This is a genomic window from Edaphobacter sp. (assembly GCF_028283685.1).
Lineage (GTDB): Bacteria > Acidobacteriota > Terriglobia > Terriglobales > Acidobacteriaceae > Edaphobacter.
Map to the genome: position 1 here is coordinate 115,956 of NZ_JAPWKF010000007.1, position 23,749 is coordinate 139,704.

General features: G+C 60.2%; 18 protein-coding genes. 13 read left to right on the plus strand and 5 right to left on the minus strand.

Annotation, left to right across the window (positions count from 1 at the left end; translation table 11 throughout):
* Positions 1-46: 46 nt before the first annotated feature.
* Genes ispF through PW789_RS11355 form a run of 3 tightly spaced genes read right to left on the minus strand, consistent with a single transcriptional unit; the run spans position 47 to position 1,932 of the window.
* Positions 47-664, minus strand: a complete 618-nt coding sequence (gene ispF / locus PW789_RS11345) for a 2-C-methyl-D-erythritol 2,4-cyclodiphosphate synthase (protein ID WP_299376056.1) — start codon at positions 662-664, stop codon at positions 47-49.
* Complete coding sequence (ispD, locus tag PW789_RS11350; RefSeq protein ID WP_299376059.1) at positions 661-1,380, minus strand: 2-C-methyl-D-erythritol 4-phosphate cytidylyltransferase; 720 nt, start codon at positions 1,378-1,380, stop codon at positions 661-663. Before ispD ends, ispF begins: the two co-directional genes overlap by 4 nt.
* Before the next feature lie 36 nt (positions 1,381-1,416).
* Positions 1,417-1,932, minus strand: a complete 516-nt coding sequence (locus PW789_RS11355; RefSeq protein ID WP_299376061.1) for a GNAT family N-acetyltransferase — start codon at positions 1,930-1,932, stop codon at positions 1,417-1,419.
* An 87-nt stretch (positions 1,933-2,019) separates the two neighbouring features.
* On the opposite strand from PW789_RS11355, the gene tilS reads away from it, so the two are divergent.
* The 13 genes from tilS (at position 2,020) to PW789_RS11420 (ending at position 22,338) form a co-directional block, all read left to right on the plus strand.
* Positions 2,020-3,111 carry a tRNA lysidine(34) synthetase TilS gene (tilS, locus tag PW789_RS11360; RefSeq protein WP_299376064.1) on the plus strand — a complete coding sequence of 364 codons (1,092 nt, stop codon included), beginning with the start codon at positions 2,020-2,022 and terminating at the stop codon, positions 3,109-3,111.
* Positions 3,112-3,349: 238 nt separating this feature from the next.
* Entirely contained in the window at positions 3,350-5,269 is a 1,920-nt protein-coding gene (gene ftsH / locus PW789_RS11365; protein ID WP_299376068.1) for an ATP-dependent zinc metalloprotease FtsH, read from the plus strand.
* A gap of 69 nt (positions 5,270-5,338) precedes the next feature.
* On the plus strand, positions 5,339-5,704 hold the full coding sequence (locus PW789_RS11370) for a DUF4260 domain-containing protein (protein ID WP_299376071.1): 366 nt from the start codon (positions 5,339-5,341) through the stop codon (positions 5,702-5,704).
* Positions 5,705-5,727: 23 nt separating this feature from the next.
* Positions 5,728-6,246: an LPS assembly lipoprotein LptE gene (gene lptE, locus PW789_RS11375; RefSeq protein WP_299376074.1), complete on the plus strand. Its 519-nt coding sequence runs from the start codon at positions 5,728-5,730 to the stop codon at positions 6,244-6,246.
* Positions 6,246-7,439, plus strand: a complete 1,194-nt coding sequence (holA, locus tag PW789_RS11380) for a DNA polymerase III subunit delta (protein ID WP_299376077.1) — start codon at positions 6,246-6,248, stop codon at positions 7,437-7,439. The genes lptE and holA overlap by 1 nt, the downstream gene beginning before the upstream one ends.
* A gap of 113 nt (positions 7,440-7,552) precedes the next feature.
* Complete coding sequence (locus tag PW789_RS11385; protein WP_299376080.1) at positions 7,553-8,626, plus strand: exo-alpha-sialidase; 1,074 nt, start codon at positions 7,553-7,555, stop codon at positions 8,624-8,626.
* Positions 8,627-8,697: 71 nt separating this feature from the next.
* On the plus strand, positions 8,698-9,744 hold the full coding sequence (locus PW789_RS11390; protein WP_299376084.1) for an AI-2E family transporter: 1,047 nt from the start codon (positions 8,698-8,700) through the stop codon (positions 9,742-9,744).
* A gap of 100 nt (positions 9,745-9,844) precedes the next feature.
* Positions 9,845-11,692, plus strand: a complete 1,848-nt coding sequence (locus PW789_RS11395) for a phosphoenolpyruvate carboxykinase (GTP) (RefSeq protein WP_299376089.1) — start codon at positions 9,845-9,847, stop codon at positions 11,690-11,692.
* 675 nt (positions 11,693-12,367) lie between these two features.
* A complete protein-coding gene (locus PW789_RS11400; RefSeq protein ID WP_299376092.1) occupies positions 12,368-13,465 on the plus strand; it encodes a putative sulfate exporter family transporter in 1,098 nt (365 codons plus the stop codon).
* A 137-nt stretch (positions 13,466-13,602) separates the two neighbouring features.
* Positions 13,603-16,845, plus strand: coding sequence for a carboxypeptidase-like regulatory domain-containing protein (locus PW789_RS11405; protein WP_299376095.1), 3,243 nt, complete (start codon positions 13,603-13,605; stop codon positions 16,843-16,845).
* Positions 16,846-16,927: 82 nt separating this feature from the next.
* On the plus strand, positions 16,928-18,616 hold the full coding sequence (locus PW789_RS11410; protein ID WP_299376098.1) for an MFS transporter: 1,689 nt from the start codon (positions 16,928-16,930) through the stop codon (positions 18,614-18,616).
* 60 nt (positions 18,617-18,676) lie between these two features.
* The gene (locus PW789_RS11415; protein ID WP_299376101.1) at positions 18,677-19,615 is read left to right on the plus strand and encodes a hypothetical protein; all 939 of its coding nucleotides are present in this window, start codon (positions 18,677-18,679) and stop codon (positions 19,613-19,615) included.
* Between the two features lie 236 nt (positions 19,616-19,851).
* Entirely contained in the window at positions 19,852-22,338 is a 2,487-nt protein-coding gene (locus PW789_RS11420; RefSeq protein WP_299376104.1) for a 2-oxoglutarate dehydrogenase E1 component, read from the plus strand.
* Positions 22,339-22,502: 164 nt separating this feature from the next.
* Here the strand turns inward: PW789_RS11420 and PW789_RS11425 are convergent, their stop codons facing one another.
* Together PW789_RS11425 and cmk are read right to left on the minus strand one after the other, a co-directional pair.
* Positions 22,503-22,703 carry a cold-shock protein gene (locus PW789_RS11425; RefSeq protein ID WP_022845525.1) on the minus strand — a complete coding sequence of 67 codons (201 nt, stop codon included), beginning with the start codon at positions 22,701-22,703 and terminating at the stop codon, positions 22,503-22,505.
* Between the two features lie 228 nt (positions 22,704-22,931).
* Positions 22,932-23,714, minus strand: coding sequence for a (d)CMP kinase (gene cmk / locus PW789_RS11430; RefSeq protein WP_299376112.1), 783 nt, complete (start codon positions 23,712-23,714; stop codon positions 22,932-22,934).
* Between the last annotated feature and the right edge of the window lie 35 nt (positions 23,715-23,749).

Genomic DNA, 23,749 nt, shown 5'->3' on the forward strand with positions numbered 1-23,749 from the left:
GAAGAATCTCTTCGCCTGCCGCTTGCTTTCTGTATCAAGACAAGAACTAGGTAATGTCGTCGGTATCGAACGTCGGGCGCTTGCGTCCCAGAGCAGAGACATCACGCGATCCGCCGACCAGTCCCTTGACCACCTCGTCGATCTCATCATCGACATCGGCCACTGCAACCATGCGCGCTGGAGGATCAACCAGCTTGACGCTCTCCAGCAGAACCGTTGCATGAGCCACGGCTACACCATCCTGATTCAGACCTTCGGGAGTCTTCGCCTTGATGCCGACTTCCCCCGGCTCCACACCCAGCAACTGAGCAACACGCTCGCGCAGTTCCCCGGCGATGGGCACAATCTTCGGCTTCGCCATCACCAGCACCGTGTCGATGTTGACGATCTTGTAGCCAGCCGTCGCAACCTCTTCCAGAGCAGTCTGCAGAAAGATATCCGAGGCAGCGCCCTTCCAGCGAGGATCGCTCGGCGGAAAGAAGGTGCCAATATCGCCAGCCGAGACCGCGCCCAGCAGAGCGTCCGTGATGGCATGAAGCAGCACGTCGCCGTCAGAGTGACCGGCCAGGCCTTCAGGATGCTCGATAGCCAGGCCGCCGATCACCAGCGGAACGCCCGGCTTGAAGGCGTGCGAATCAAAGCCATAACCAATCCTCATACTCATCGCGCACCCTCCGTCTGGTTCAGATAAAACTCTGCAAGCTCGATATCGCCGGGCTGGGTGATCTTGAAGTTGCGCGGCGATCCCGGCACAACCGTGACCTCCACGCCGGCTCGCTCCAGAAGGCTCGCCTCATCGGTGCCCTCGAAGCCGTCGGCCTCCGCCTCGGCGAAGGCGCGTTGCAGCAGACCAAAGTTGGCTCCCTGTGGCGTCTGCGCCAGCACGACGCGCTCACGCGGAATGGTGGAGGTGATGATGGCGCCGTCAGCGGTTCGCTCGACCTGCTTAATCGTGTCGAGCGCGGGCAGACCGACGATGGCTGCTCCGTGCTTTGCGACCGCCTCGATCGTGCGCTCGATGGTTGCACTGTCGATCAGCGGGCGAACGGCATCGTGCACCAGCACCACGTCGTCGTCATCGCACTCAAGCGCCGTCAGAGCATTGCCGACCGACTCCTGCCGGTTGCTGCCACCCTCGACCATGTGGACACGAGGCCCGAGGTTGAACTCCTGCATCTGCGCCTCAACCCGCTCCCGCTCCGTGCCACGCACAGCCACACAGACGGCATCAACTGACGCCACATCCAGAAACGCCTTTACCGAACGCACCAGCACCGGCACGCCGCCCACGCTGAGAAACTGCTTCGGCGCGGCGCTATGAACCCCTGCGGCCATCCGGGTACCAATACCCGCGGCCGGAATAATGACAAAAACTCGCATAACCTGCGAAGTATACAAGATCGACCTGCCAAATCCTCAGACTCTTGCCAGGGGTTCCATCATCAGCATCATCTCGTTGCTGGCGTCGAATCCCGCATGTTCGTAGATCGGCCGTCCAGCTTCGGAGGCGTGCAGACTGACGACACGGATGCCCATGGCCTGAGCCTCGGAGATCGCGTGACGCAGAAGAGCCGAGGCTACGCCCCGCCGCCTGGACTGCGGCTCCACGTAAAAGTTCAACAGGTAACCGCGTAATGGCTGCGCATCGCGCCAGTGCGGAGGAAAGTCCATCAGATACATCCCACCGCCGCCGATGGGACGGTCGTTCTCCCAGGCAAACCACCCCCTGTAACGTCCCTCCTGAATCTTGTTTCGCGCCCACGGAGTAAAAGCCTCGACCATTGCCTGCAGGCGCAGATCGTCTGGCTGCCCCATATCGATGAACATGTTCCTTCGCTGAGCCGCCACCTGCTCAGCATCTTCCGGTCCCACCACCCTGATCTCGAGCATGTCTTTGTTCAGAAAACGAATAGCAGCAGGTAATGGTTTCATCGCATCCGCGTAATCGCCGGGTATCGCACAGGAAGTGGCAGCCGCTGCGCAGCCGGGCAAAGGCGAGCCTAATAGGATGGATAGTGCATGCCAGCACCTTCGCCTCTCTCCTTCCATCGCGACCACATCCAGCCCGGAGACCGCCTCTCGGTCGCCGTCTCCGGCGGGGCCGACTCCGTCGCCCTCCTGTTCGCCATCCACGAGGCGAACAATGCTCCACGCAATGGGCTCGGCATCGGGCTTTCCGCCGTACATGTCCAGCACGGCATACGCGACGCGGCAGAGGCAGAGGCCGACCTCGTCTTCGTGCAAGACCTTTGTATCCAGCTGGATATTCCTCTACACCTCCACCGGGCCGACGTTCCCGCGCGAGCCGCCGAAAACCGGGAGACGGTAGAAGAGGCAGCCCGCGAGGTCCGCTATGAGTTCTTCCGGACCCTGATCGCCTCCGGGCACGCTGACTCCGTTCTCACGGCTCACACCCTCGACGACCAGGCTGAGACCGTCCTGATGAAGCTGATCCGGGGGGCCTGGACGGAGGGTCTCTCGGCCATCCATCCTGTCGTAACCATCGCCTCCCCCGGTCAGCGCCCGGGAAAGATCCTCCGTCCCCTGCTCTCGACCCGGCGGTTGGAGGTGGAGGCCTATCTCCATGCGCGGAACCAAGTCTGGCGTACCGACTCCACCAACGCCGATACCACCTACACCCGGAATCGTGTCCGCCACGAGCTGATGCCACAGCTCCGGGGCTTCAATCCCTCAATCGACCAGACGCTGGCAAATCTGGCTGAACTGGCCCGCGAGGAGGAGAACCGCTGGCAGGGGGAGTTGAACCGCGTGCTCCCCCAGATCCTGCTTCCCGGCAAGCCGGTTCGGGGCGGGGGCCGCGCGGTCTCCACGGCGCCGGGCGATAAGTCTATTGCTATCGAGCTGGAACGCTTACGCTCCCTTGATCCTGCCCTCCGGCGACGAGTCCTGCGGGCAGCGGCCCGGCAACTGGGATCGCGGATCAGCTTCGATGACACCACCCGCCTGCTCGCGCTTGCAGGATTCGCCAGTCTGCCGACAGTGGCAGGGCGAACCGGGGCCTCGGTTCACCTGGCCGAGGGTCTCCGGGCGGAACGTTCCGCCCGCGAACTTCGCCTGAGCCGGACGGAGTCTGGTGCAGTTACCCCTTAGTTGCAGCCGTGGAGCGGAACCGGCGGCCTGAATCGAGTTGCCGGGAGTAGAATCTAATCCACTGAACGCGCCGGAAACGGGCCAGGGGCCGTTGATTTGTTTCACCCGCCACGGAACCTATCCTTTATCCCAATCGTCTAACGATGTAGGCTCTTAATACGGGCTTTTCCGAGAGAGGCCCGGGTCTTCACAGGCTAAGCGAAAGACCTGAAAAAGACCGGGAAATGAGGCACACGCATTGAACTCGACCGTTAAACAAATCCTGATCTGGGTCTTCATGATCGCCTGTGTAGTGTTCCTGTGGCAGTTTGTCGTCAAGGGAACGGGCGCGGGACAGGAAAAGAACATCAGCCTGACCCAGCTGCTTAACGATGCCGACCAGGGGAAGATCGCCGAGGTTACCGTCAACGGTTCCGAGGTCACCGGACACTATCGCGACGACAAGGCGCAGTTCCACACCACGATCCCGGGTAACTACCCGGATATGTACAAGACCCTGCGCGATCATGGCGTCAACATCACCATCAAGGACCAGAACTCGAACGCCTGGCTCGGCTTCCTGATCCAGCTGGCTCCGTTCGCCCTTCTGCTCGGCCTCTGGTTCTTCCTGCTGCGGCAGATGCAGTCCGGCGGCAACAAGGCGATGAGCTTCGGTAAATCGCGCGCCCGCCTGCTCTCGATGCAGCAGAAGAAGATCACCTTCAAGGACGTCGCCGGCGTTGACGAGGCCAAGGAAGAGCTCAAGGAAATCATCGAGTTCCTCCGCGAGGCCCAGAAATTCCAGCGTCTCGGCGGCCGCATCCCCAAGGGTGTGCTGCTTGTCGGACCTCCCGGAACCGGCAAGACCCTGCTGGCTCGCGCCGTCGCTGGCGAGGCCAATGTTCCCTTTTTCTCCATCTCCGGTTCGGACTTCGTTGAGATGTTCGTCGGCGTCGGCGCCTCGCGCGTCCGCGACCTGTTCGAACAGGGCAAGAAGAACGCTCCCTGCATCATCTTCATCGACGAAATCGACGCCGTCGGACGTCACCGCGGCGCAGGCCTCGGCGGCGGACATGATGAGCGCGAGCAGACACTGAACCAGCTGCTGGTCGAGATGGACGGCTTTGAGTCCAACGACGGCGTTATTCTCGTCGCTGCGACCAACCGCCCCGACGTGCTTGATCCGGCGCTTCTCCGCCCCGGCCGTTTCGATCGCCGCGTCGTCGTCGATCGTCCGGACATCCGTGGCCGCGAAGAGGTCCTCAAGGTTCACGCCAAGAAGGTTCCGATGGCGGAAGACGTCGATCTGAACATTCTGGCTCGTGGAACCCCGGGCTTCTCCGGTGCCGATCTGGCCAACATGGTCAACGAAGCCGCACTCACCGCAGCCCGCTACAACCGCAAGTCGGTCCACATGTATGACTTCGAGGTTGCCAAGGACAAGGTGATGATGGGCGCGGAGCGCAAGTCGATGCTGCTCACCGACGAAGAGAAGAAGGTTACGGCCTACCACGAGGCCGGTCACACCCTCGTCTCGGCTCTGCGGGAACACTCCGATCCGCTGCACAAGGTCACGATCATCCCGCGTGGCATGGCTCTCGGCGTCACGGTCTACCTCCCCGAGGAAGACCAGCACACCGTCACCAAGGAGTATCTCGAGACGCGACTCGCCACCCTGATGGGCGGACGCTGCGCCGAAGAGATCTTCCTCGGCAAGATGACGACTGGTGCCGGAAACGACATCGAGCGCATCACCGACCTCGCCCGCAAGATGGTCTGCGAGTTCGGCATGTCGAAGCTCGGTCCGATGACCTTCGGCAAGAAGGAGGAGCAGATCTTCCTCGGACGCGAAATCGCACAGCACCGCGACTTCTCCGATGAGACCGCTCGCCAGATCGACGCCGAGGTTCGCAGCTTCGTCGATGTCGCCTATCAGTCGGCTTACAACCTGCTGAACACGAACCAGGACATCATGCACCGGCTCGCCAGTGCCCTGCTCGAGCGCGAGACCCTCGATGCTATCGAGATCAAGCTGATTATCGAAGGCAAGGATCTTCCTCCGATGAAGTCGGCACTCGCGGCAGTTGATCCGGGTTCGGGTGGTGAGGCTCAGAAGATCCTCAAGCCCGAGGGTGGCCGTAAGCCTGGCTTCAACGAAGGCCAGCCTTCCCCGGCGTAAACTTCATCACATAACCAAAGAAAAGAGGCGACTATTCATGTCGCCTCTTTTCTTTGTCCTGAAGGAGGAATGGCATTGCTCAAACAGCCCTTGATCTTGCTTCGGCTTGAGGCCGCGGTCGTACTGTCGGCGACAGTGTGGGGCTACGCCCACATGCACTTCAGCTGGATTCTGTTCGCTGCACTGTTCTTCGTGCCCGATCTCTCCATGCTTGGCTACACGATCAACGTCGGTCTGGGAGCCAGCCTCTACAACCTCGTCCACAACTACGTCCTGCCGGCGCTTGTGCTGGCATATGGGCTCACTCGCGGCGGCTCGCTTCCCGTGGCGATCGCTGCCATCTGGATCGCTCATATCGCCTTCGACCGACTACTCGGGTATGGGTTGAAATACCCAACACACTTCAAAGATACCCACATGCAGCGCGTGGCCTGAATGCGACAATAAACAAGACACGCATGAAGCTTCGCGCCACCATTCTTATTACGCTCTCGGTCCTCCTCACAGGTTGCGGTTATCACACCGCAGGCTCTGCCACGCATATTCCCACCAATGTCCGCACATTGTCGGTGCCGATCTTCGCGACGCGTGTTCAGTCCTACCGCACCGAGGTTGCCTTCACGCAGGCAGTCATCCGCGAGCTCAATACGCGCACCAAATATCGCGTCATCAATAAAGATGATGCCGAGGCAGACGCTACCCTGAGCGGCACCATCCTGACGCAGACCGTAACCCCGCTAACCTACGATGCAACCTCGGGGCAGTCTTCCAGCTATCTCGTCTCGGTCACGGCAGGCGTTTTGCTGACGGCACAGGACGGCCGCGTCCTCTACCGCAATGATGCCGTCACCTTTCGCGAGCAGTACCAGTCCACACAAGACCTCAGCGGCTTTATCCAGGAAGATTCCCCCGCCGTCAATCGCATGTCGCGGGACTTCGCCAAGGCGGTCGTAAGCGATATGCTGGAGTCGTTCTAATGGCTACGTCCTCGCGCGGCTTACCTCAGCAACTTCGCAGTTTTGCGTCCGTCGATCGGTTCACCTCCGAGATCGGCGGCCCCGCCGCGTCTCTACGGCCCGGCTACATCCTGCTCGGCGATGAGATCTTTCTCTACGACCGCTGCCGTCGAGCTGTCCTCGCAACACTGGTCCCTGAAGGCTTTCGCGACTTCGCGCTGCACGACATCGACCTGAACGAGACCAGCATCTTCGACGCGCTCGACCGTGCACAAACACCGTCCCTCATGGCTCCGTTCCAGGTGCTGTTCATTCGCAACATCAAGAATCTCTACGGCCGCGGCTCGAAGAAGGAAGAGTTTGCCGCCATCGAGGCCTATTTCCGCTCGCCGAATCCTCAGGCCATGCTCCTCTTCATCGCCGATCATCTGCGCATCCCCACCGATCTGCGCAAGATGGATTACCAGGATAAGGAACGCTTCGAGCGCATACGTGAGACGCTGGGCGACTGGTGTGGCACGGTCGAACTGGCGCGTGTCGACGAGAACGATGCTACGCGCTGGGTTACTGCCTCCGCAGAGGCACGCGGTGTTCGCTTCGACCCCGATGCGGCACGGGAGCTGGTCGATTCCCTCGGGGCTGACATGATGCTCATCTCCTCCGAGTTCGAGAAGCTGCTGCTGTACGTCGGCGTACGTGGCACCGAAGAACTTGCGAAGAACCGCGTCACACTCGGCGATGTCGAGACGATGGTGCTGGCAGCCAAGCAGCGATCTCTCTACGAGCTGACCGACGCCATCTCGCAGCGCGACCGTGCTCGTGCCCTGGCCCTGCTGCACGGCCTGCTGAACGCCTCCGACGGCGGCGAAGACGCGGCCATTGGCCATCTCTACATGCTGGCCCGCACCTTCCGGCAGATGCTCATCATCCTCGAGAAGAATGTGCGCGATTCGCGCGCCATCTGGCAGGCGCTGTGGCAGGGCTTCCGCATGCCTCCCTTCGCCGCCGACGACCTGATCCGCCAGGCACGCCGCTACAAGTCACGCCGCGATCTTACGCGAGCCATCCGCTTGGTGGCGCGGGCCGACATCGAGCTGCGCAGCTCTCCGGTCAGCAAGGTCCTCGTTCTGGAACGGCTGGTCCTCGACCTTTGTACCGAACCAAAACCATCGCCCTTCGAGCCGTCTTCAGTGCAATTCGCCATGGAGCTGTAGCCCAGACTCACCTCCCCCAGCACTGCGGACAAACACCTGTTGTCACAATGCAGGCCTCATCGACCTACAATGGCAGCGATCTGATCCTGCCCGCATAAGGAAATCTTCGACGTATGACTCCTCGCGCCTCCATTCGCTCGCTTCTGCTTGTCGCCGCCCTCATCGCTCCCTGCAGCGTGCCGCTTCGAGCCGCAGCCCCGGTGCAGGAGTTCATCTACACAACTGCTCCCTTCCCCTCGGCACATGCTTCCACGCTGGTCGAGCTCTCGAACGGCGATGTACTGGCCTCATGGTTCGGCGGAGCGAAAGAAGGAGCGAATGACGTCGCGATCTGGGCCGCGCGCCGTACCGCCGCCGGAACATGGTCGGCCCCGGTCGAGCTCGCCCGCGAGGCTGGCGTTCCCTGCTGGAATCCTGTGCTCTTCAAGACCCACGATGGGCGGCTGTGGATGTACTACAAGTTCGGACCGAACGTCCGCACCTGGACCGGCGCTCGCATCTTCAGTACTGACGAAGGAAAAACCTGGTCGAAGCCGGAACATCTGCCCGCGGGCCTGATGGGACCAATCAAGGACAAGCCCCTGGTCCTGCCGAACGGCACGATCGTCAGCGGCACCTCGGTCGAGAGCTACACCTCGTGGGCTACCTGGATCGACCGGAGCACCGATAACGGAAAGACCTGGTGGAAGTCCGGCCCCATCACAGTCCCCGCACAATACTCCACCGGCGCACCGGACACGGGGGCAACGCCATCGGAACATGTCACCGGCATCATTCAGCCCACGGTCGTGGACCTTGGCCACGGACATCTTCGGCTCTATGCGCGACCCACGCGCGATATCGGCAAGATCTGCGTCTCGGACTCGAGCGACAACGGAGTGACATGGACCGATGCTCGCCCCATCGACCTGCCGAACCCAAACTCCGGAATTGACGCCGTTGGACTCGCCGATGGCCGCGTCGCGCTCATCTTCAACAACACGACGAAGGGACGCACGCCGCTGAACGTCGCCATCAGCTCCGATGGAGAGCACTTCGACATCATCTCGACGCTTGAGGATCAGCCCGGAGAGTACTCCTACCCTGCCATCATCCAATCGAAGGATGGCAGAATGCTGATGACGTACACCTGGAACCGCCAGCGCATTCGCTACGCGGAGATCGCACTGCCTCCCATGAAGCGATAAGCCGCTCGGGCAACCACAAACTCCTGATTCGCGACCTAATGTAAGGCGCTCAACGCCGGCACGGAGCCTGAATGCAAGATAGTCGAGAGTCACCCTGGAAGCAGACCAGCCTGTATCTGCTGACAATTGCCGTTTTGGCTATCTGCGCCTTCATCCTGCAGCCGTTCGTCTCGGCTATCGTTGGCGCTTCTGTTCTTGCCGTCATCGTACAGCGTCCGTATCGCTGGCTCTCTGCCCGCATCGGTAACCGCAGCTTATGTGCGGCAGTGGCGCTTGTGCTGATCCTGCTTGTCATCGTGACGCCGGTGTACCTCCTCGCCCAGAACCTGATCGGGCAGGCCTTCGATGTCATCACCTCGCTCCGCAGCCCGGAGACGCAGGAGAAGATCACCGACTACTTCTCCCGGCACCCAACCTTCGCGGCGCGCATCAACACCGTAACCGACTCGCTCGACCTTGCGAACATGGCGAAGTCCGTCGCCGCATTTCTCGGCAGCCGGTTTGCAGGCTTCATCGGGCGCTCTTTCGGGGCAATCACGCAGATCGTCGTGATGCTCTTCATCCTTTTTTTCCTGCTGCGGGATCGCGATCTGATCCTGTCGTTTGTGCGTTCCCTCTTACCGATGCGCGACGATGAGTCGGACCTGCTGACGACGCGTGTTGGCGACGCAATCTACGCAACCGCACTGGGACGGCTCGCGATCGCTGGTATCCAGGGAACGCTGGCCGGACTCGGCTACTGGTTTTTGGGCGTGCCCAACCCGCTGTTCTGGGCGATCCTGACCGGCACGCTTGCCATGGTTCCAGCGTTCGGCGCCTTCCTGGTCTGGGTACCGATCGCGTTGTATCTCGGCTTCGGCGGTCACTGGGGCAAAGCCGCAGTACTTGCAGCGTGGGGCGGCGGCTTCGTCAGCACGATCGACAACTTCCTCTACCCGCTTCTGATCGGCCCGCGTCTGCGCCAGCACACGGTCGCGGTGCTGGTTTCAATCCTCGGGGGCATCACACTGTTTGGCATCGACGGAATCGTTCTTGGGCCGGTCTTCTTTACGCTGGCTTCGACCCTGCTCGATATCTGGAAGAAAAGAAATGCTGAGACCGCCATATCTTCCCGATAATCGCCCAGAACGGCCGGATACCGCTCATTTCAGCAAACCTTGATTGACATGCCTTCTGCGGGAGCGAAGACTGGTCAATCAAAGGGAGAGCGTCTGCCCCATGAAGAATGAGAAGACTGAAAGTACTGTCCTCACCGGCCCGCTGACCACCAACAAACACCTCATCCGCTGGGTCGAAAAGATGGCCGACCTGACGCAGCCGGAATCCATTCACTGGGTCGACGGCTCACAGGCCGAGTACGACGCTCTGTGCCAGGGGCTGATCGACGCCGGGACCTTCATCCGCCTCAACCAGAAGCTGTGGCCGGGCTGCTTCTACGCCCGCTCTGCGCCGAACGACGTCGCCCGCGTCGAAGACCGCACCTTCATCTGCTCTCTCTCCAAGGACAACGCCGGCCCGACGAACAACTGGGAAGATCCCTTCGTCATGCGGAGAAAGCTCAAGCAGCTCTTCCGCGGCTCCATGCGCGGCCGCACAATGTATGTGCTCCCCTTTTCGATGGGTCCTATCGGCTCGCCCATGTCGAAGATCGGCGTTCAGCTGACGGACTCGGCCTACGCCGTCGTCAACATGCGCATCATGGCCCGGATCGGCGCACCTGTCTTCGCCGAGATCGATAAGGACACCAAGCGCGTGGTGCCATGCATGCACACCGTAGGCGCTCCGCTGGCACCAGGCGAGCAGGATGTCTCGTGGCCCTGCAACGATGAAAAGTACATCGTCCACTTCCCGGAGACACGCGAGATCTGGAGCTACGGGTCAGGCTATGGTGGTAATGCCCTTCTGGGGAAGAAGTGCTTCGCTCTACGCATCGCCTCCAACATCGCCCGCGATGAAGGCTGGATGGCCGAGCATATGCTGATCCTCGGCGTCGAATCGCCCAGCCACGAGAAGACCTACGTCGCTGCCGCCTTCCCCTCCGCATGCGGCAAGACCAACTTCGCCATGATGATTCCTCCAGCAGGCTTCGAGGGATGGAAGATCTGGACCGTGGGCGATGACATCGCCTGGATCAGGCCCGACGCGACAGGCCAGCTTCGCGCCATCAATCCCGAAACCGGCTTCTTCGGTGTCGCTCCTGGCACTTCTCCCAAGACCAATCCGAATGCAATGGCGACGCTCGCGAAGAACACCATCTTCACCAACGTCGCGCTAACGCCTGAAGGCGGCGTGTGGTGGGAGGGCATGACCGACCAGCCGCCCGCTGAGTGTCTCGACTGGCAGGGCAATCTGTGGACTCCCGCCATCGGCAAACAAACGGGCAAGCCAGCGGCTCACCCCAACGGACGCTTCACCGCACCGGCCAGCCAGTGCCCGACCATCGATCCGGATTGGGAGACTCCTACCGGCGTCCCCATCTCAGCCATCATCTTTGGTGGGCGGCGCTCGACGACGATGCCGCTGGTCTATCAGGCCTTCAACTGGTCAGGCGGTGTCTACGCCGGGGCGACGATGGGCTCCGAGATGACTGCCGCCGCAGGCGGTACGCTGGGCAAAGTTCGACGCGACCCGATGGCCATGCTTCCCTTCTGCGGCTATCACATGGGCGACTACTTCCGGCACTGGATCAAGATGCAGCGCACCTTGAACTCCACGCCGCGCGTCTTTCACGTGAACTGGTTTCGTAAAGATGAGAACGGACGCTTTCTTTGGCCGGGGTTCTCGGAGAACATGCGCGTGCTGAAGTGGATCGTCGATCGAGTCCGCGGACGGGCTCAGGGCAAGGAGACGCCCATCGGATGGACGCCGTACTTCGAAGACATTCGCTGGGAGGGCATCGCAATGCCCCGCGAACGTCTGCATGCCATCTTCGATGAGTTACAGACAGTCGACCGCGCCGCCTGGCGCAAAGAGGTCATGGATCACGAAGAGCTGTTCCTGGCTCTCCATGACCACCTCCCGCCTGAGATGATCTATGAGCGCGAACTCCTGATCTGCCGTCTTTAGCAATGCGGAGAGAATAAAAGGCAAAAATAAATCACGTAGCGACCGTCTATAGTATTGATAAATAAGTATTTTCTATGTTAATCCCAATAAGGAAATCTTATGAGGGAAGACGGACATTTTTATTGATATTCCTTGACTCCCCTGTCCGTTGTCGCTATCTTTGTCGAGTGGCAAGACTCCCTTCGGGTTGAGTCGGTCATAGCGAAGTCCACCCACTTCGTTGCTTCAAATGGAATACCCACGCAACAGCCCCCACCGCGCTGCGTGGGTTTCCTTTTTAAGCGGTCCAGCCTTGACTCGCTCCCGGCAAAACAATAAACTTAGTATCAATGGGATCGAAGAACATCGCGGCCAGCACCTGTTGCCTCTGTTGTATGGGCAGCTGTTGCTGTTGCTGCGTCGGACTCTCCCGCTTCTAAGCTGAAAAAAATCGCTTAGCAAGATTATCGGAACCCACGCAAACGGCACCCCCGAAACTGCGTGGGTTTTTCTATTGCCTCCGCGCAGGCCACCTCCTGAAGCAGACAACCAGAATCGAGAACCGGATGGCACGCCCCGACTCCAGTACGAACCGCATCAATATCGACCTGATCGCCATTGCGATTGCTCTGACCGTCGCAGCCCTGATTCGGCTGAACATCATCCCGCCGGTATCCTTCTAAGCATCCGCTGTTTATGTCGGCCCACACGATTCCATCGCCAGTCTCGAACCAAAACCCCACACTCACGCAGCGGTTTCTGCGGGTTCTGCCGGGTATGGCTTTATTGTTTGGAATCGGCTTTCTTGGCAAGCTTCTGGAGCACACCTTCAAGCAGCTCCAGGCCGCGCATCCCACTCTTCCCCTTCCACACCTCGAATATGTTCTCTGGGCGATTCTGCTGGGCCTTGCAATCGGCAACACCGTTGGCCTGTCCAATGTCTTTCGCCCCGGAGTCGCGACCTACGAGCTTTGGCTGAAGCTCGGCATCGTCTTTGTCGGCGCGCGCTTCCTGTTGCAGGACATCCTCCACATCGGCGGCCTGGCGCTTGGCCTGGTTGCGGTGGAACTGGCTCTGTCACTCTCATTCATGCATCTGCTCGGCCGTATCTTCCGCCTTCCACCGAAGCTGACCAGCCTGCTTGCCATCGGTTCGAGCATCTGCGGCGTAACGGCGATTATGGCTGCGCAGGGAGCCATCGAGCCCGAGGAAGAAGATACCTCCACCGCCATCGCCGCGATTCTCACGCTGGGTGCGATTGCGCTCTTTACCTTTCCTGCGATCGGACACGCGCTGCACATGAGCCAGCAGGGATACGGCATGTGGGCCGGTCTTGCGGTCGACAACACCGCAGAATCGCTGGTAACGGGCGCTCTCTATGGTGAAGAGGCGGGACGGTGGACGGTGCTGGCGAAGACCGCGCGCTCCGGCTTCATCGGCTTCGTCGTGCTGGCTTACGCGGTGTACTGGTCTTCACGCGGGCTGGCTCCTGACGTAAAACACAAAGGCGTCTTTCTCTGGCGCAAGTTTCCGAAGTTCATCCTGGGCTTCCTCGCTCTTGCAATCCTTGCGACCTCAGGATTTTTCTCACACAACCAGCTGACAAGCCTCGCCAATCTTTCCAAGTGGGCCTTCCTGCCTGCCTTTGCCGGCGTTGGCCTGCGTACCAACCTGCGCGACCTGACCAGCCAGGGCTGGCGGCCTTTGATCGTGGGCATTCTCGGCGAGATCGCCATCGCCCTGATCACGCTGGGCCTTGTGTACTGGAGCTATAACCACGGAGTGGCACGGTGATCCGTAGCACCTCCATCGCTGTTCGCTGTTGTTGTCGCCTGCCTTAGCGCGAGAACCAGCAGTTTCTCTTTAACGCACGAATCAATGTCCGCTCGCCGTAAGAGGTGAGTGTCCCTGCTTTTCTTCTGGAGTCCGCCATGCAAATCTTTTTGCGCAGGATCACGCCTGCCCTGATCGTCTTTCTTTATTTGTTTACTCCCATCTCTCTGCGTGCGCAGGTTGTCGGCGGCAGCATCTCCGGCACCGTCACGGACCCCAGCAGCGCTGCTCTCTCCGGGGCGACCGTAGTTGTCCATAACGATGAGACAGGCAGTGAACGCCGCCTTACGACCGGCGACGATGGACGCTTCTCTGCGCCATCCATCACGATCGGGACGTACACGGTATCTGCAAGCCACGACGGCTTCACGCCGCAGCATCGCACCGGCATCGGACTCACCGTAGGGCAGAGCCGCCAAGTCGATCTGCAGCTAACGGTCAACTCCGTCGAGCAACAGGTCACCGTCGAGGACACACCCGGCGTCGTCAATCTTTCGACGCAGCAGACCTCGGGGCTGATCGACGAGCGCCAGATCAAGCAGCTTCCCCTGAACGGGCGCAGCTACGATCAACTCGTTACGCTGAACCCGGCCGTGGTGAACTACACCGGCCAGCGCTCCGGCTCGATCGGCACCTCGAACTCATCAGTCGGCAACATGTATGCGATCTCTGGCCGCAGGCCGCAGGACAATATCTTCCTCCTGAACGGCATCGAGTACACCGGCGCATCGCTGATCAACCTGACTCCTGGAGGCACCAGCGGGCAACTGCTTGGTGTCGACGCGGTGCGCGAGTTTAACGTCGTCACCGACAGCTACTCTGCCAGCTACGGCAAGCGGCAGGGAGCGCAGATCTCCATCGTGACCGCCTCGGGCACCAACCAGGTGCATGGCTCGGTGTACGAGTTTCTGCGCAACTCAAAGCTCGACGCACGTAACTACTTCGACCAGGCAAAGATTCCGGAGTTTCAGCGCAATAATTTCGGCGGATCGCTGGGCGGTCCCATTCGTAAAGACAAGTTGCTTCTGTTTGCGAACTACGAGGGCTACCGGCAGAATCTCGGTCTTTCGAACGTCACCTTTGTCCCCGATACGCAGGCAAGGCAGGGCTATCTACCCGATCCGGCCAATCCAAGCGGAGCGCGTAAGAACTATGGCATCGCACCTGGCGTAGCGCCGTTGCTCAACCTCTGGCCTGAGCAGAACGGCGCTTATCTGCTCGATGCGAATGGCAAGCAGACCGGCATTGGCCTTGCCTACTCGAACCCGATGCAGCGCATACGCGAGGACTTCGGCACCACGCGGTTCGACTACAACGTAACGCCGAAGGACCTCTTCTTCGCGGTCTACACGGTGGACGACTCCACAGCCGATACGCCGACACAGAACCCCCTGGCCTCCATCAACGAAGACCTGCGCGAGCAGGTAACAAGCCTTCAGGAGCAGCATGTCTTCTCTCCCCGGCTGCTGAATACGGCGCGCTTCGGCTACTCTCGGGCGTCGTTCTTCTTCCTTGGCTCATCTTCGCCACTTGATGGAGCGACGGTACCCGGATGGGTCTCCGGCAAGCCTGTCGGGGCCATCGTTATTGCAGGGTCGACAGCCTCTAACGGATCGTCGCAGATCACCGGAGCAGGCGCCAACGTTGGCTCGAACAATGCGACCACACGCAACCTGTTCACCTTCGACGACCATATCTTCTGGACGTTTGGGCGCCACCAGATTGAGGCCGGCGGCTGGATCCAGCGCATGCAGTCGAACGACAGCCTGGCGCAGAACCAGTTTGGACAAGCCTCATTCGCTTCGCTGACGACCTTCCTTCAGGGCACAGTAAAGACCTTCACCGTCGTTCCAGCGCCCACCAAGCTGGGATGGCGTTCGTGGATGGGAGCAGCCTACATCGAAGACACCATGCACCTGACACCCCGCCTGGAGATTCGCGCCGGCCTGCGCATGGAGTCGACCAATGGCTTCAATGAAGTGCAGGGACGCGCGGCCAATTACCTCTTCACAAACGGAGTCATCGATACCAACCCAACTGTCGGCAACTCCCCGCTGACGAACAACCGCGCGAAGTTTCTGCCTGCGCCTCGGGTCGGCGTGGCCTGGGATGTCTTCGGCGATGGAAAGACAAGCATCCGCGGCGGATTCGGTCTGCACTACTCTCTACTCGACAATCTGAACTATCGTGTCGACCAGGCCGCGCCGTTCAACACGACGCTGTCACTCTCCAACGTCGCCGTCTCCAGCCTGAACATCAACTCGTCGACGCAACCGTCTGCCGGGACATTGATCTCGCCGTCTACAGTACAGACCGATATTGCGACGCCGACGGTAGCCTCGTGGAGCCTGCACATCGAGCAGCAGATTGCGCCGAATACGTCCCTGACGCTGGGCTACATCGGTTCGCACGGTTACAACCAGGTTCTCTCCGCCGACCTCAACGAACCGGAGGCCACGGTTGTCAACGGACGAATCTACTACCCAACGACGACCAAGGCGAATCCTGCGGTTGCGAATACAACGTCGTGGATCTCGAAGGGCATGAGCAACTACAACGGCCTCGTCGTCGACGTGCGCCACAGCCTGACTCGAGGTCTGCAGGTGCGCGGCAATTACACCTTCTCAAAGAACCTCGACAACGGCTCGGCCTGGAACACCAGCGTCTCTGCAAACACACCGGCCTTCGTCTCCTACCCTGCCGATCCCTCCATCGACTATGGACGTGCTGCGACAGACATCCACCACATCGTCGCCATCAACGGCAGCTACGATCTCCCCTTCGGTGCAGGTCACCTGATTGGATCGAACCTGAGCGGCATCGCTAACCGCGCCGTCAGCGGTTGGACAGCGAGCACGATCGTGACGCTGCAATCGGGCTTTCCCTTCTCGCCGCAGCTGGGTTACAACCCGACGGGTTCCGGCGATACACGCAATCCGGTTCGGCCGGATATCAACCCCAACTTCCACGGCAATCTGTATCCACGCACAGTACAGCAGTATTTCAACCCGAATGCGTTTCTGGCACCGGCCTATGGCACCGTCGGCAACCTTGGCCGCGATACGCTGACCGGCCCGGGACTGGCAAACGTCGATATCTCACTGCTCAAGGCGACGCACATCACCGAACGCGTGCGTGCGCAATTCCGCGCAGAGTTTTTCAATGCCCTCAACCGTGCCAACTTCGCTACGCCCAATCCCGTGGTCTTCTCCTCGGGGCCCACTCAGGGAACATCCTCGAACCAGACGGCAGCCATCGTTGCCAGCCCTACTGCCGGAGTCGTCACAGCTACAGCAACCACCTCGCGACAGATTCAGTTTGGCCTGAAGCTGTTGTTCTAACGCAACGCCGGGGCACCGTAAACACCGTGATTCGGTGCCCCGTGCGCTCTGCCATGCGACTCTCGTAGACTGGAGAGAGCGCATGCCTCTCGAAACGCCAAATACCGACCCGAAGCTTTCAGTCGTCAAGCCAGTCCCCAGCGGCTTTGCTCCCCTTCGTATAGCCCTGTTTCGCGATCGCTGGATTGCCTCGACCGTCTCGTCGGTCGGTACCTGGATGCAGGACACGGCCGGCACCTGGCTGATGACCTCGCTGACGGCATCCCCTCTACTGATCGCCCTGATGCAGACGGCAGCTTCGCTACCGGTGCTGATGCTGGGCCTGCTGGCCGGAGCCACAGCCGACATCTTCGATCGCCGAAAACTGCTGATCATCTGGCAGGCCTGGATGCTCGGTTCCGTGGCCATCCTTGCGCTGCTTACCTTCCTTGGACACATCTCTCCCTGGGCCCTGCTGGCGTTCACCTTTTTGCTGAACATCGGCTCCGCGATGAACAATCCGGCGTGGCAGGCGATCGTGCCGGAGCTGGTGCCACGCGAGTTCATCCCCGACACCGTCGCCCTCAATGCGGCCTCCAACAATCTCGCACGTGCCGTCGGCCCTGCGCTTGGCGGCCTGATGGTCGCGGGCTTTGCCAGCGTCTATATGGGTGCAGGATCGGTCTTCCTTCTGAACGCAATTTCGTTCGCCGGTGTGATCTGGGTTCTCTACAACTGGAAGCGCACGCCGCTGTTCAAGTCCGCCCTGCCGTCTGAGCGTATTGCCGGATCGATCATGACCGGGCTGCGTTACGTGCGCTATGCCCCGGAGCTGCGTGCCTCGCTGACGCGTGCTTTCACCTTCACCTTCTTCGTCTCGGCCATCTGGTCGCTGCTTGCCGTAGTCGCCAAGCGCGATCTCAACCAGGGAGCGCTTGGATACGGCATCCTGAACGGATCACTGGGAGCTGGCGCCGTCATCGCAGCAACGCAGCTCCCTCGCATCCGACGTCGATTTACCGCCGACCAGATCATCGCCGCCAGCACCTTCTACGACGTCATTACTCTGGTGGTGCTGGCCTATGTGCCACATGCGTACGTTGTGATCCCGGTGCTGGTCATCTCGGGCTTTGCCTGGACCAGCACGATGTCTACACTGAACACCTCGGTGCAGCTCTCGGTGCCCGCATGGGTGCAGGCGCGAGCGCTGGGCACCTACCTGATGACCTTTCAGGGCGGCATGGCCTTCGGCTCCATCATCTGGGGCATCGTCGCAGAACACACCTCCACGCCCACTGCGCTTGCCGCATCGGCTGTGGGCCTTGGACTGAGCTACCCTCTCATTCGCCGCTTCCACGTTCTCAGAGGGCCGGTTCCCGATCACACGCCGCATCAGTTTTCCCGGCCTGCCCCACAGCTGGCTCCCTTTCCGGAAGGACCGAGCAACGAGGATGACCCCGTCCACGCGGGGCCAGTTCGCATCTCGATCAACTACACCATCCCGGCAGAAAACTACGGAGAGTTCACCACCGCCATTCATCAACTGCGCGGCGTAAGACTGCGTGACGGCGCGATCCGCTGGGGCATCTATCGCGATGCGATCGATCCGCAACGCTTGAACGAGACCTTCATCATGGAGTCCTGGCTGGACTATCTGCGCTCCCGCGAGCGCGTCACCGCCGCCGACGAAGCCATCCGCGCCCGTGTCCGCGCGCTTCACAAGGGGGACGATCCACCGGCGATCTCCTATCAGATCTATGCACGCGAGATCACGCCGCACGAGGCAGAGTAAGTTGTCCCCTCGCCTCTCCTGCTGTCATCTGCGCGCGACGCACGTCTATAGGAAACGGTGATGAGCGTCCCTCCAGCAAGAAGCGTTCTGGCCTTCGCGGGCTGCGGACTCTTCGCTCTCTCCTCCGTCGCCCAGCAGCCATCTCCCTCGCAGCAAGACCGTGCTCTGCCTGATGTCGCCACCCTGATGCACGAGGTCGAAGACCATCAGCGCACATTGGAGGCGATCCAGAAGGACTACCTCTATCACGAGGACGCCAGGCGCGAAGATGCCGATGGGAAACAGATCGAACACCAGGAGTTCGACGTCTTCTGGCTCAACGGCGTTGAGATCCACAAGCTCACTCGAAAAAATGACCGCGATCTGACCGCCGACGAACAAAAGAAAGAGAGCGACCGGATCGATAAGGAGATCGCAAAGGCGAAGGAACGCAAACAGAAGGCCGCGCAAAAAGGACAAGAGACGGACTCCCATGGCTATGAAGAGGTCACCGTCTCGCGCTTTCTCTCTCTCGGCAGCTTCACCAACCCACGGCGCATGACGATGGACGGACGCGACACCATCGTCATCGATTACACGGGAGATCCCAAGGCGAAGACGCACAACCGGCTTGAGGACGTGATCCGCAATCTTGCGGGAACAATCTGGGTGGACGAACAGGATCGGACGATCGCCCGTCTCGAGGGGCACTTCATCAACAGCTACAAGATCGGCGCCGGGCTGGTGATGAATATCAGGAAGGACACGAGCTTCGCCATCCGGCAGAAGAAGATCAACAACGAGGTCTGGCTGCCCGCGGAGATCACCGGTAGAGGCGCGGCGCGCGTCATGCTCTTCGTCAGCTTCAGCGGAACGATTCGCGTGACCGACTCGGAGTATCGCAAGTTCAAGACCTCGTCCAAGATTTTGCCGGGCCTCTCGACGATCGATGACAACCCCGCGAACAACGAATCGCCCTCGAAGACGCCTCCCGATTCAAGCCCGACACCACCGCAGTGAAAGATCCCAAAAGCCGACCTCCGCACAAAATGTTCGTTATTCGCCCGACTTCTTTTTTGCCAAAACGTGACTTTGTCCCGAAATAGGCCACCAGCGCAACCCCCTTACCACGGAAGTAACAGGAAGGTTTGCGCGGGAAGGCTCGGAAAGGTCTAGCATAGATATAGGCCGTCTCCGGCGTAGGGGAAGCTTGGGCCGTGCCTATATTTCGATCTTTCGGAAACCGAGAGGCAGCAATGGCCAGCAAGGCAGAGGCACTTACGCAATCGCCCATGGAGCAACACGAACGCGACACCGTCTTTGATATCTTCCGACGGTGGGGCTATCTGCAGGCATCTCTCGATCCTCTTGGACAATACCTTCCGCCCGAGCCGTTTCCGACTCCCGCCCCCGAGGGCGAACTTGCCGCTGAGGCACGCGGCTACTACTGCGGCACCATCGCCGTCGAGTTCATGCATATCCCCAGCCCGGAACAGCGTCAGTGGCTGCAGGAACGCATGGAGATCAAGGCACCAAAGGCCAACCAGTCGCTGATTCTCACCCAGTTGATCAAGGCCGACCTCTTTGAGCAGGTCATTCAGTCGCGCTACCTCGGCGCCAAGCGCTTCTCGCTCGAAGGCGTCACCGCCTTCATTCCCTTCCTCGATCGTATCTTTGAGGTCGGCTCCGGCCTGGGCGTCACCACCTCAATGTTGGCCATGAACCACCGCGGCCGTCTCAACGTGATGGCCAACACCATCGGTCGTGATCCATCCGAGATCTTCACCAAATTTGAGGATGTCGATCCGCGCAGCACGATGGGCGGCGGAGACGTGAAGTACCACATGGGTGCCACGGGGGAGTACACCGCGCCCGACGGCAAGGTGATGAGCCTTCACCTCGCGTCGAACCCGAGCCATCTTGAAGCCGTCAATCCTGTGCTTATGGGACGCACCCGCGCCAAGCAGGAGCGCATCGGCAAGGGCGGCAAGCAACAGGTACTGCCGATCATCATTCACGGCGACGCAGCCTTCGCCGGTCAGGGCATTACAGCAGAAGCGCTAAACATGGCCACGCTGCACGGCTTTAACATCGGTGGCACCATTCACGTCATCGTGAATAACCTGCTTGGCTTTACCGCAATTCCGGAGGAGTCGAACTCGACTCGCTTCTCCACCGACATCGCCAAGCGGCTCCCGATTCCGATCTTCCACGTCAACGCCGAAGATCCCGATGCGGTCGTCCGCGTGGCCGCGATTGCAGTCGAGTACCGCCAGCAGTTCGGCAGTGACATCATCGTCGACTTGATCGGCTACCGCAAGCACGGTCACAGCGAGGTCGATGATCCGACCGTGACTCAGCCTCGTCGCTACGCCATCATCAAGGACCGCAAGCCGCTTTATCAGATCTACGCCGACCAGATCGGCGTCAATCCGGCGAAGGAAGCCGAGCAGATTCAGAAGGAGCTTCTCGACGACCAGAAGGAAGCGACCAAGGCAGAACACATCCCCAAGCTCTCGGAGCTGCCCGATTACTGGGATGCCTACTTTGGCGGCGAGCATGAGGCTTCGTTCGAGGTGAACACCGGCATCTCCGCCGCGAAGATCAACGAGCTGGTGCAGATGATCACTACGGCACCCGCTGACTTCCACGTTCATCCCAAGGTCAAGAAGCTCTTCGAGCAGCGCCAGGAGATGGGCACAGGTGCAAAGCCATTCGACTATGGCACCGCCGAGCTGGTTGCCTTCGCCTCTCTGCTTGAGTCCGGCACACTGGTTCGCCTGACCGGCCAGGACTCACAGCGCGGCACCTTCAATCAGCGCCACTCAGTTTTGGTCGATACGGAGACGGAGTTGCGTTACTCTCCGCTCGCTCACCTGAGCAAGGATCAGGGACGCTGGGAGGTCTACAACTCCCTGCTCTCCGAAGCTGCGGTTCTCGGCTTCGAGTACGGCTTCGCCCGCGACTACCCGGAGGCTCTCGTCCTGTGGGAGGCGCAGTTCGGCGACTTCGCAAACGGCGCGCAGATCATCATCGATCAGTTCATCGCATCCAGCGAGGCCAAGTGGGGCCTGCTCTCGGGAGTGGTGATGCTGCTGCCTCACGGCTACGAAGGCCAGGGGCCGGAACACTCGAGCGCCCGCATAGAGCGTTATCTGCAACTGGCGGCAAACGACAATATGCAGATCTGCCAGCCTTCGACCGCAGCGCAGTACTTCCACCTGCTGCGCCGTCAGTCGATGCGCAACTGGCGCAAGCCGCTGGTTGTCTTTACCCCGAAGAGCATGCTGCGTCACCCGGATGCCTCGTCGCCTGTGGCAGACTTTGGACGCGATCGCTTCCTCAACGTTCTTCCGGACAACGACGTTGTCAATCCTCGCCGCCTGCTGGTATGCAGCGGAAAAATCGGCCACAACCTTCGGGTCGAACGAGAGAAGCGGAAGGAAAAAGGTGTCGCCATCATCTTCCTGGAGCAGATGTATCCCTGGCCCGAGGAAGAGTTGCAGGCTGCGCTCGATCAGCACCCCGGAGCCGAGGAGATCGTCTGGGTGCAGGAAGAGCCGGCAAACATGGGCGCACAGTTCTACGTCATGCCGCTGCTCCGTCGCATCGCGCGAGACCGCGCGGTTCTGAGCATTAAGCGTAGAGCCAGCGCCACTCCGGCAACCGGTTCAGCCAAGGCGCACGACATCGAGGAGAAGACACTGATCGATCTTGCCCTTGGTACAAGCGGCGACAAATAAGCGTCACCCACAGTGAATCTCCGGCAGAGAAATGCCCCAGTCATGCAATCGGGGCGTCTCTCTGCCGGAGATTGATCGACTTAAACGTGCAAAGGGGAGTAGCCGAAGCCATCCCCTTTGCAGTACCGGTCGATTGATTTGGTTTGTGCAGCTCGGAGCGAATCTTACAGCGGCTGAACGTCAGAGGCCTGCCAGCCCTTCGGTCCCTTCACCACATTGAACTGAACTGCCTGGCCTTCCTGAAGGCTCTTGAAGCCGCTGGAATTGATCGCCGAGTAGTGCACGAACACGTCCTCGCCGTTCTGGCGGCTGATAAAGCCAAATCCCTTAGCGTCATTGAACCACTTCACTGTTCCCTGTTCCATTTTGTTTCGTTCCTTGTTTCTAACTGATGATTTGCCGCCAGATCCAAATCGGGTCCGCTCAGACGAGCATTGCAGAAAACCAACTTGTTTCAAACGATGTGTGAAGGTTAGCACATTCGAGAATTTTTTTTGAGAAATCTTTTCCAGGCACACTTCATGGTGCATGGAGTCACGCAAGCTACTGCTAATACGACGCTTGCGACAATTTCATGAGATCTCTAAGTGTGCTCAGGAAGGCACAGTTTGCAGATGCGAGAGCACGATCTTCTCGGCTTGAACAAGCACTTCATCGAGAGTCATGCTAGTCGAATCGAGCACGATTGCGTCCTCTGCGGGGCGCAGCGGTGACTCGGCCCGGTTGCGATCCCGCTCGTCGCGCTCCTTCATCTCACGCAACAATTTCTCCTGATCCAGCATGCGAGCCGCGGCCTCTTCCGGTGTGGGTGCGGGTGGTTCCATACGCTCTTCTGGCAGCAGAGGAGGCATCGAAACCTGGCGATAACGCCGTCCGCCGCGCACCTCTGGCGAGGCATCGAGAAAGATCTTGACCTCAGCATCGGGAAAGACAGCCGTACCAATATCCCGTCCTTCCATCACCACACCACCTGCCGCTCCCAGGGCACGCTGCTGATCGACCATCCACGCACGCAGATGAGGATGCACCGAGATGCGCGACGCTGCGGCCGTCACATCGGCATCCCGTATGCGGAGCGAGACATCGCGGCCATCGAGCAGAACGCGGTTGCCCTCCAACTGCGGCTGCAACTGGATGCGCGTATAGTTAGCCAGTTCGAGAAGCGGCTGCTCCTCATCAAAGGACAGGTCGCCTTCAACAGCCTTCAGTGCCAAAGCGCGGTACATCGCGCCGGTCTCAAGATTAAGAAAGCCGAACCGTCGTGCAAGATGCGCGGCAAGCGTGCTCTTGCCCGCGCCAGCGGGGCCGTCGATGGCGATGACGGGACGCTGGCGGGGCGTAGCGAAGTTTGTAGCGGTCACAGTGCTATTGCTCATGCGCGGCTTATCTTACTCGCATTGGTGTTCTTGAA

Excerpts from the sequence above, each read along its gene's own strand:
- ispF (WP_299376056.1), bottom strand. The coding sequence starts at position 664 with ATGAGTATGAGGATTGGTTATGGCTTTGATTCGCACGCCTTCAAGCCG.
- PW789_RS11395 (WP_299376089.1), top strand. The coding sequence starts at position 9,845 with ATGAAGAATGAGAAGACTGAAAGTACTGTCCTCACCGGCCCGCTGACC.
- PW789_RS11405 (WP_299376095.1), top strand. The coding sequence starts at position 13,603 with ATGCAAATCTTTTTGCGCAGGATCACGCCTGCCCTGATCGTCTTTCTT.
- PW789_RS11370 (WP_299376071.1), top strand. The coding sequence starts at position 5,339 with ATGGCATTGCTCAAACAGCCCTTGATCTTGCTTCGGCTTGAGGCCGCG.
- PW789_RS11385 (WP_299376080.1), top strand. The coding sequence starts at position 7,553 with ATGACTCCTCGCGCCTCCATTCGCTCGCTTCTGCTTGTCGCCGCCCTC.
- holA (WP_299376077.1), top strand. The coding sequence starts at position 6,246 with ATGGCTACGTCCTCGCGCGGCTTACCTCAGCAACTTCGCAGTTTTGCG.
- PW789_RS11390 (WP_299376084.1), top strand. The coding sequence starts at position 8,698 with ATGCAAGATAGTCGAGAGTCACCCTGGAAGCAGACCAGCCTGTATCTG.
- PW789_RS11410 (WP_299376098.1), top strand. The coding sequence starts at position 16,928 with ATGCCTCTCGAAACGCCAAATACCGACCCGAAGCTTTCAGTCGTCAAG.
- PW789_RS11355 (WP_299376061.1), bottom strand. The coding sequence starts at position 1,932 with ATGAAACCATTACCTGCTGCTATTCGTTTTCTGAACAAAGACATGCTC.
- lptE (WP_299376074.1), top strand. The coding sequence starts at position 5,728 with ATGAAGCTTCGCGCCACCATTCTTATTACGCTCTCGGTCCTCCTCACA.
- tilS (WP_299376064.1), top strand. The coding sequence starts at position 2,020 with ATGCCAGCACCTTCGCCTCTCTCCTTCCATCGCGACCACATCCAGCCC.
- ispD (WP_299376059.1), bottom strand. The coding sequence starts at position 1,380 with ATGCGAGTTTTTGTCATTATTCCGGCCGCGGGTATTGGTACCCGGATG.
- PW789_RS11425 (WP_022845525.1), bottom strand. The coding sequence starts at position 22,703 with ATGGAACAGGGAACAGTGAAGTGGTTCAATGACGCTAAGGGATTTGGC.
- PW789_RS11400 (WP_299376092.1), top strand. The coding sequence starts at position 12,368 with ATGTCGGCCCACACGATTCCATCGCCAGTCTCGAACCAAAACCCCACA.
- cmk (WP_299376112.1), bottom strand. The coding sequence starts at position 23,714 with ATGAGCAATAGCACTGTGACCGCTACAAACTTCGCTACGCCCCGCCAG.
- PW789_RS11420 (WP_299376104.1), top strand. The coding sequence starts at position 19,852 with ATGGCCAGCAAGGCAGAGGCACTTACGCAATCGCCCATGGAGCAACAC.
- PW789_RS11415 (WP_299376101.1), top strand. The coding sequence starts at position 18,677 with ATGAGCGTCCCTCCAGCAAGAAGCGTTCTGGCCTTCGCGGGCTGCGGA.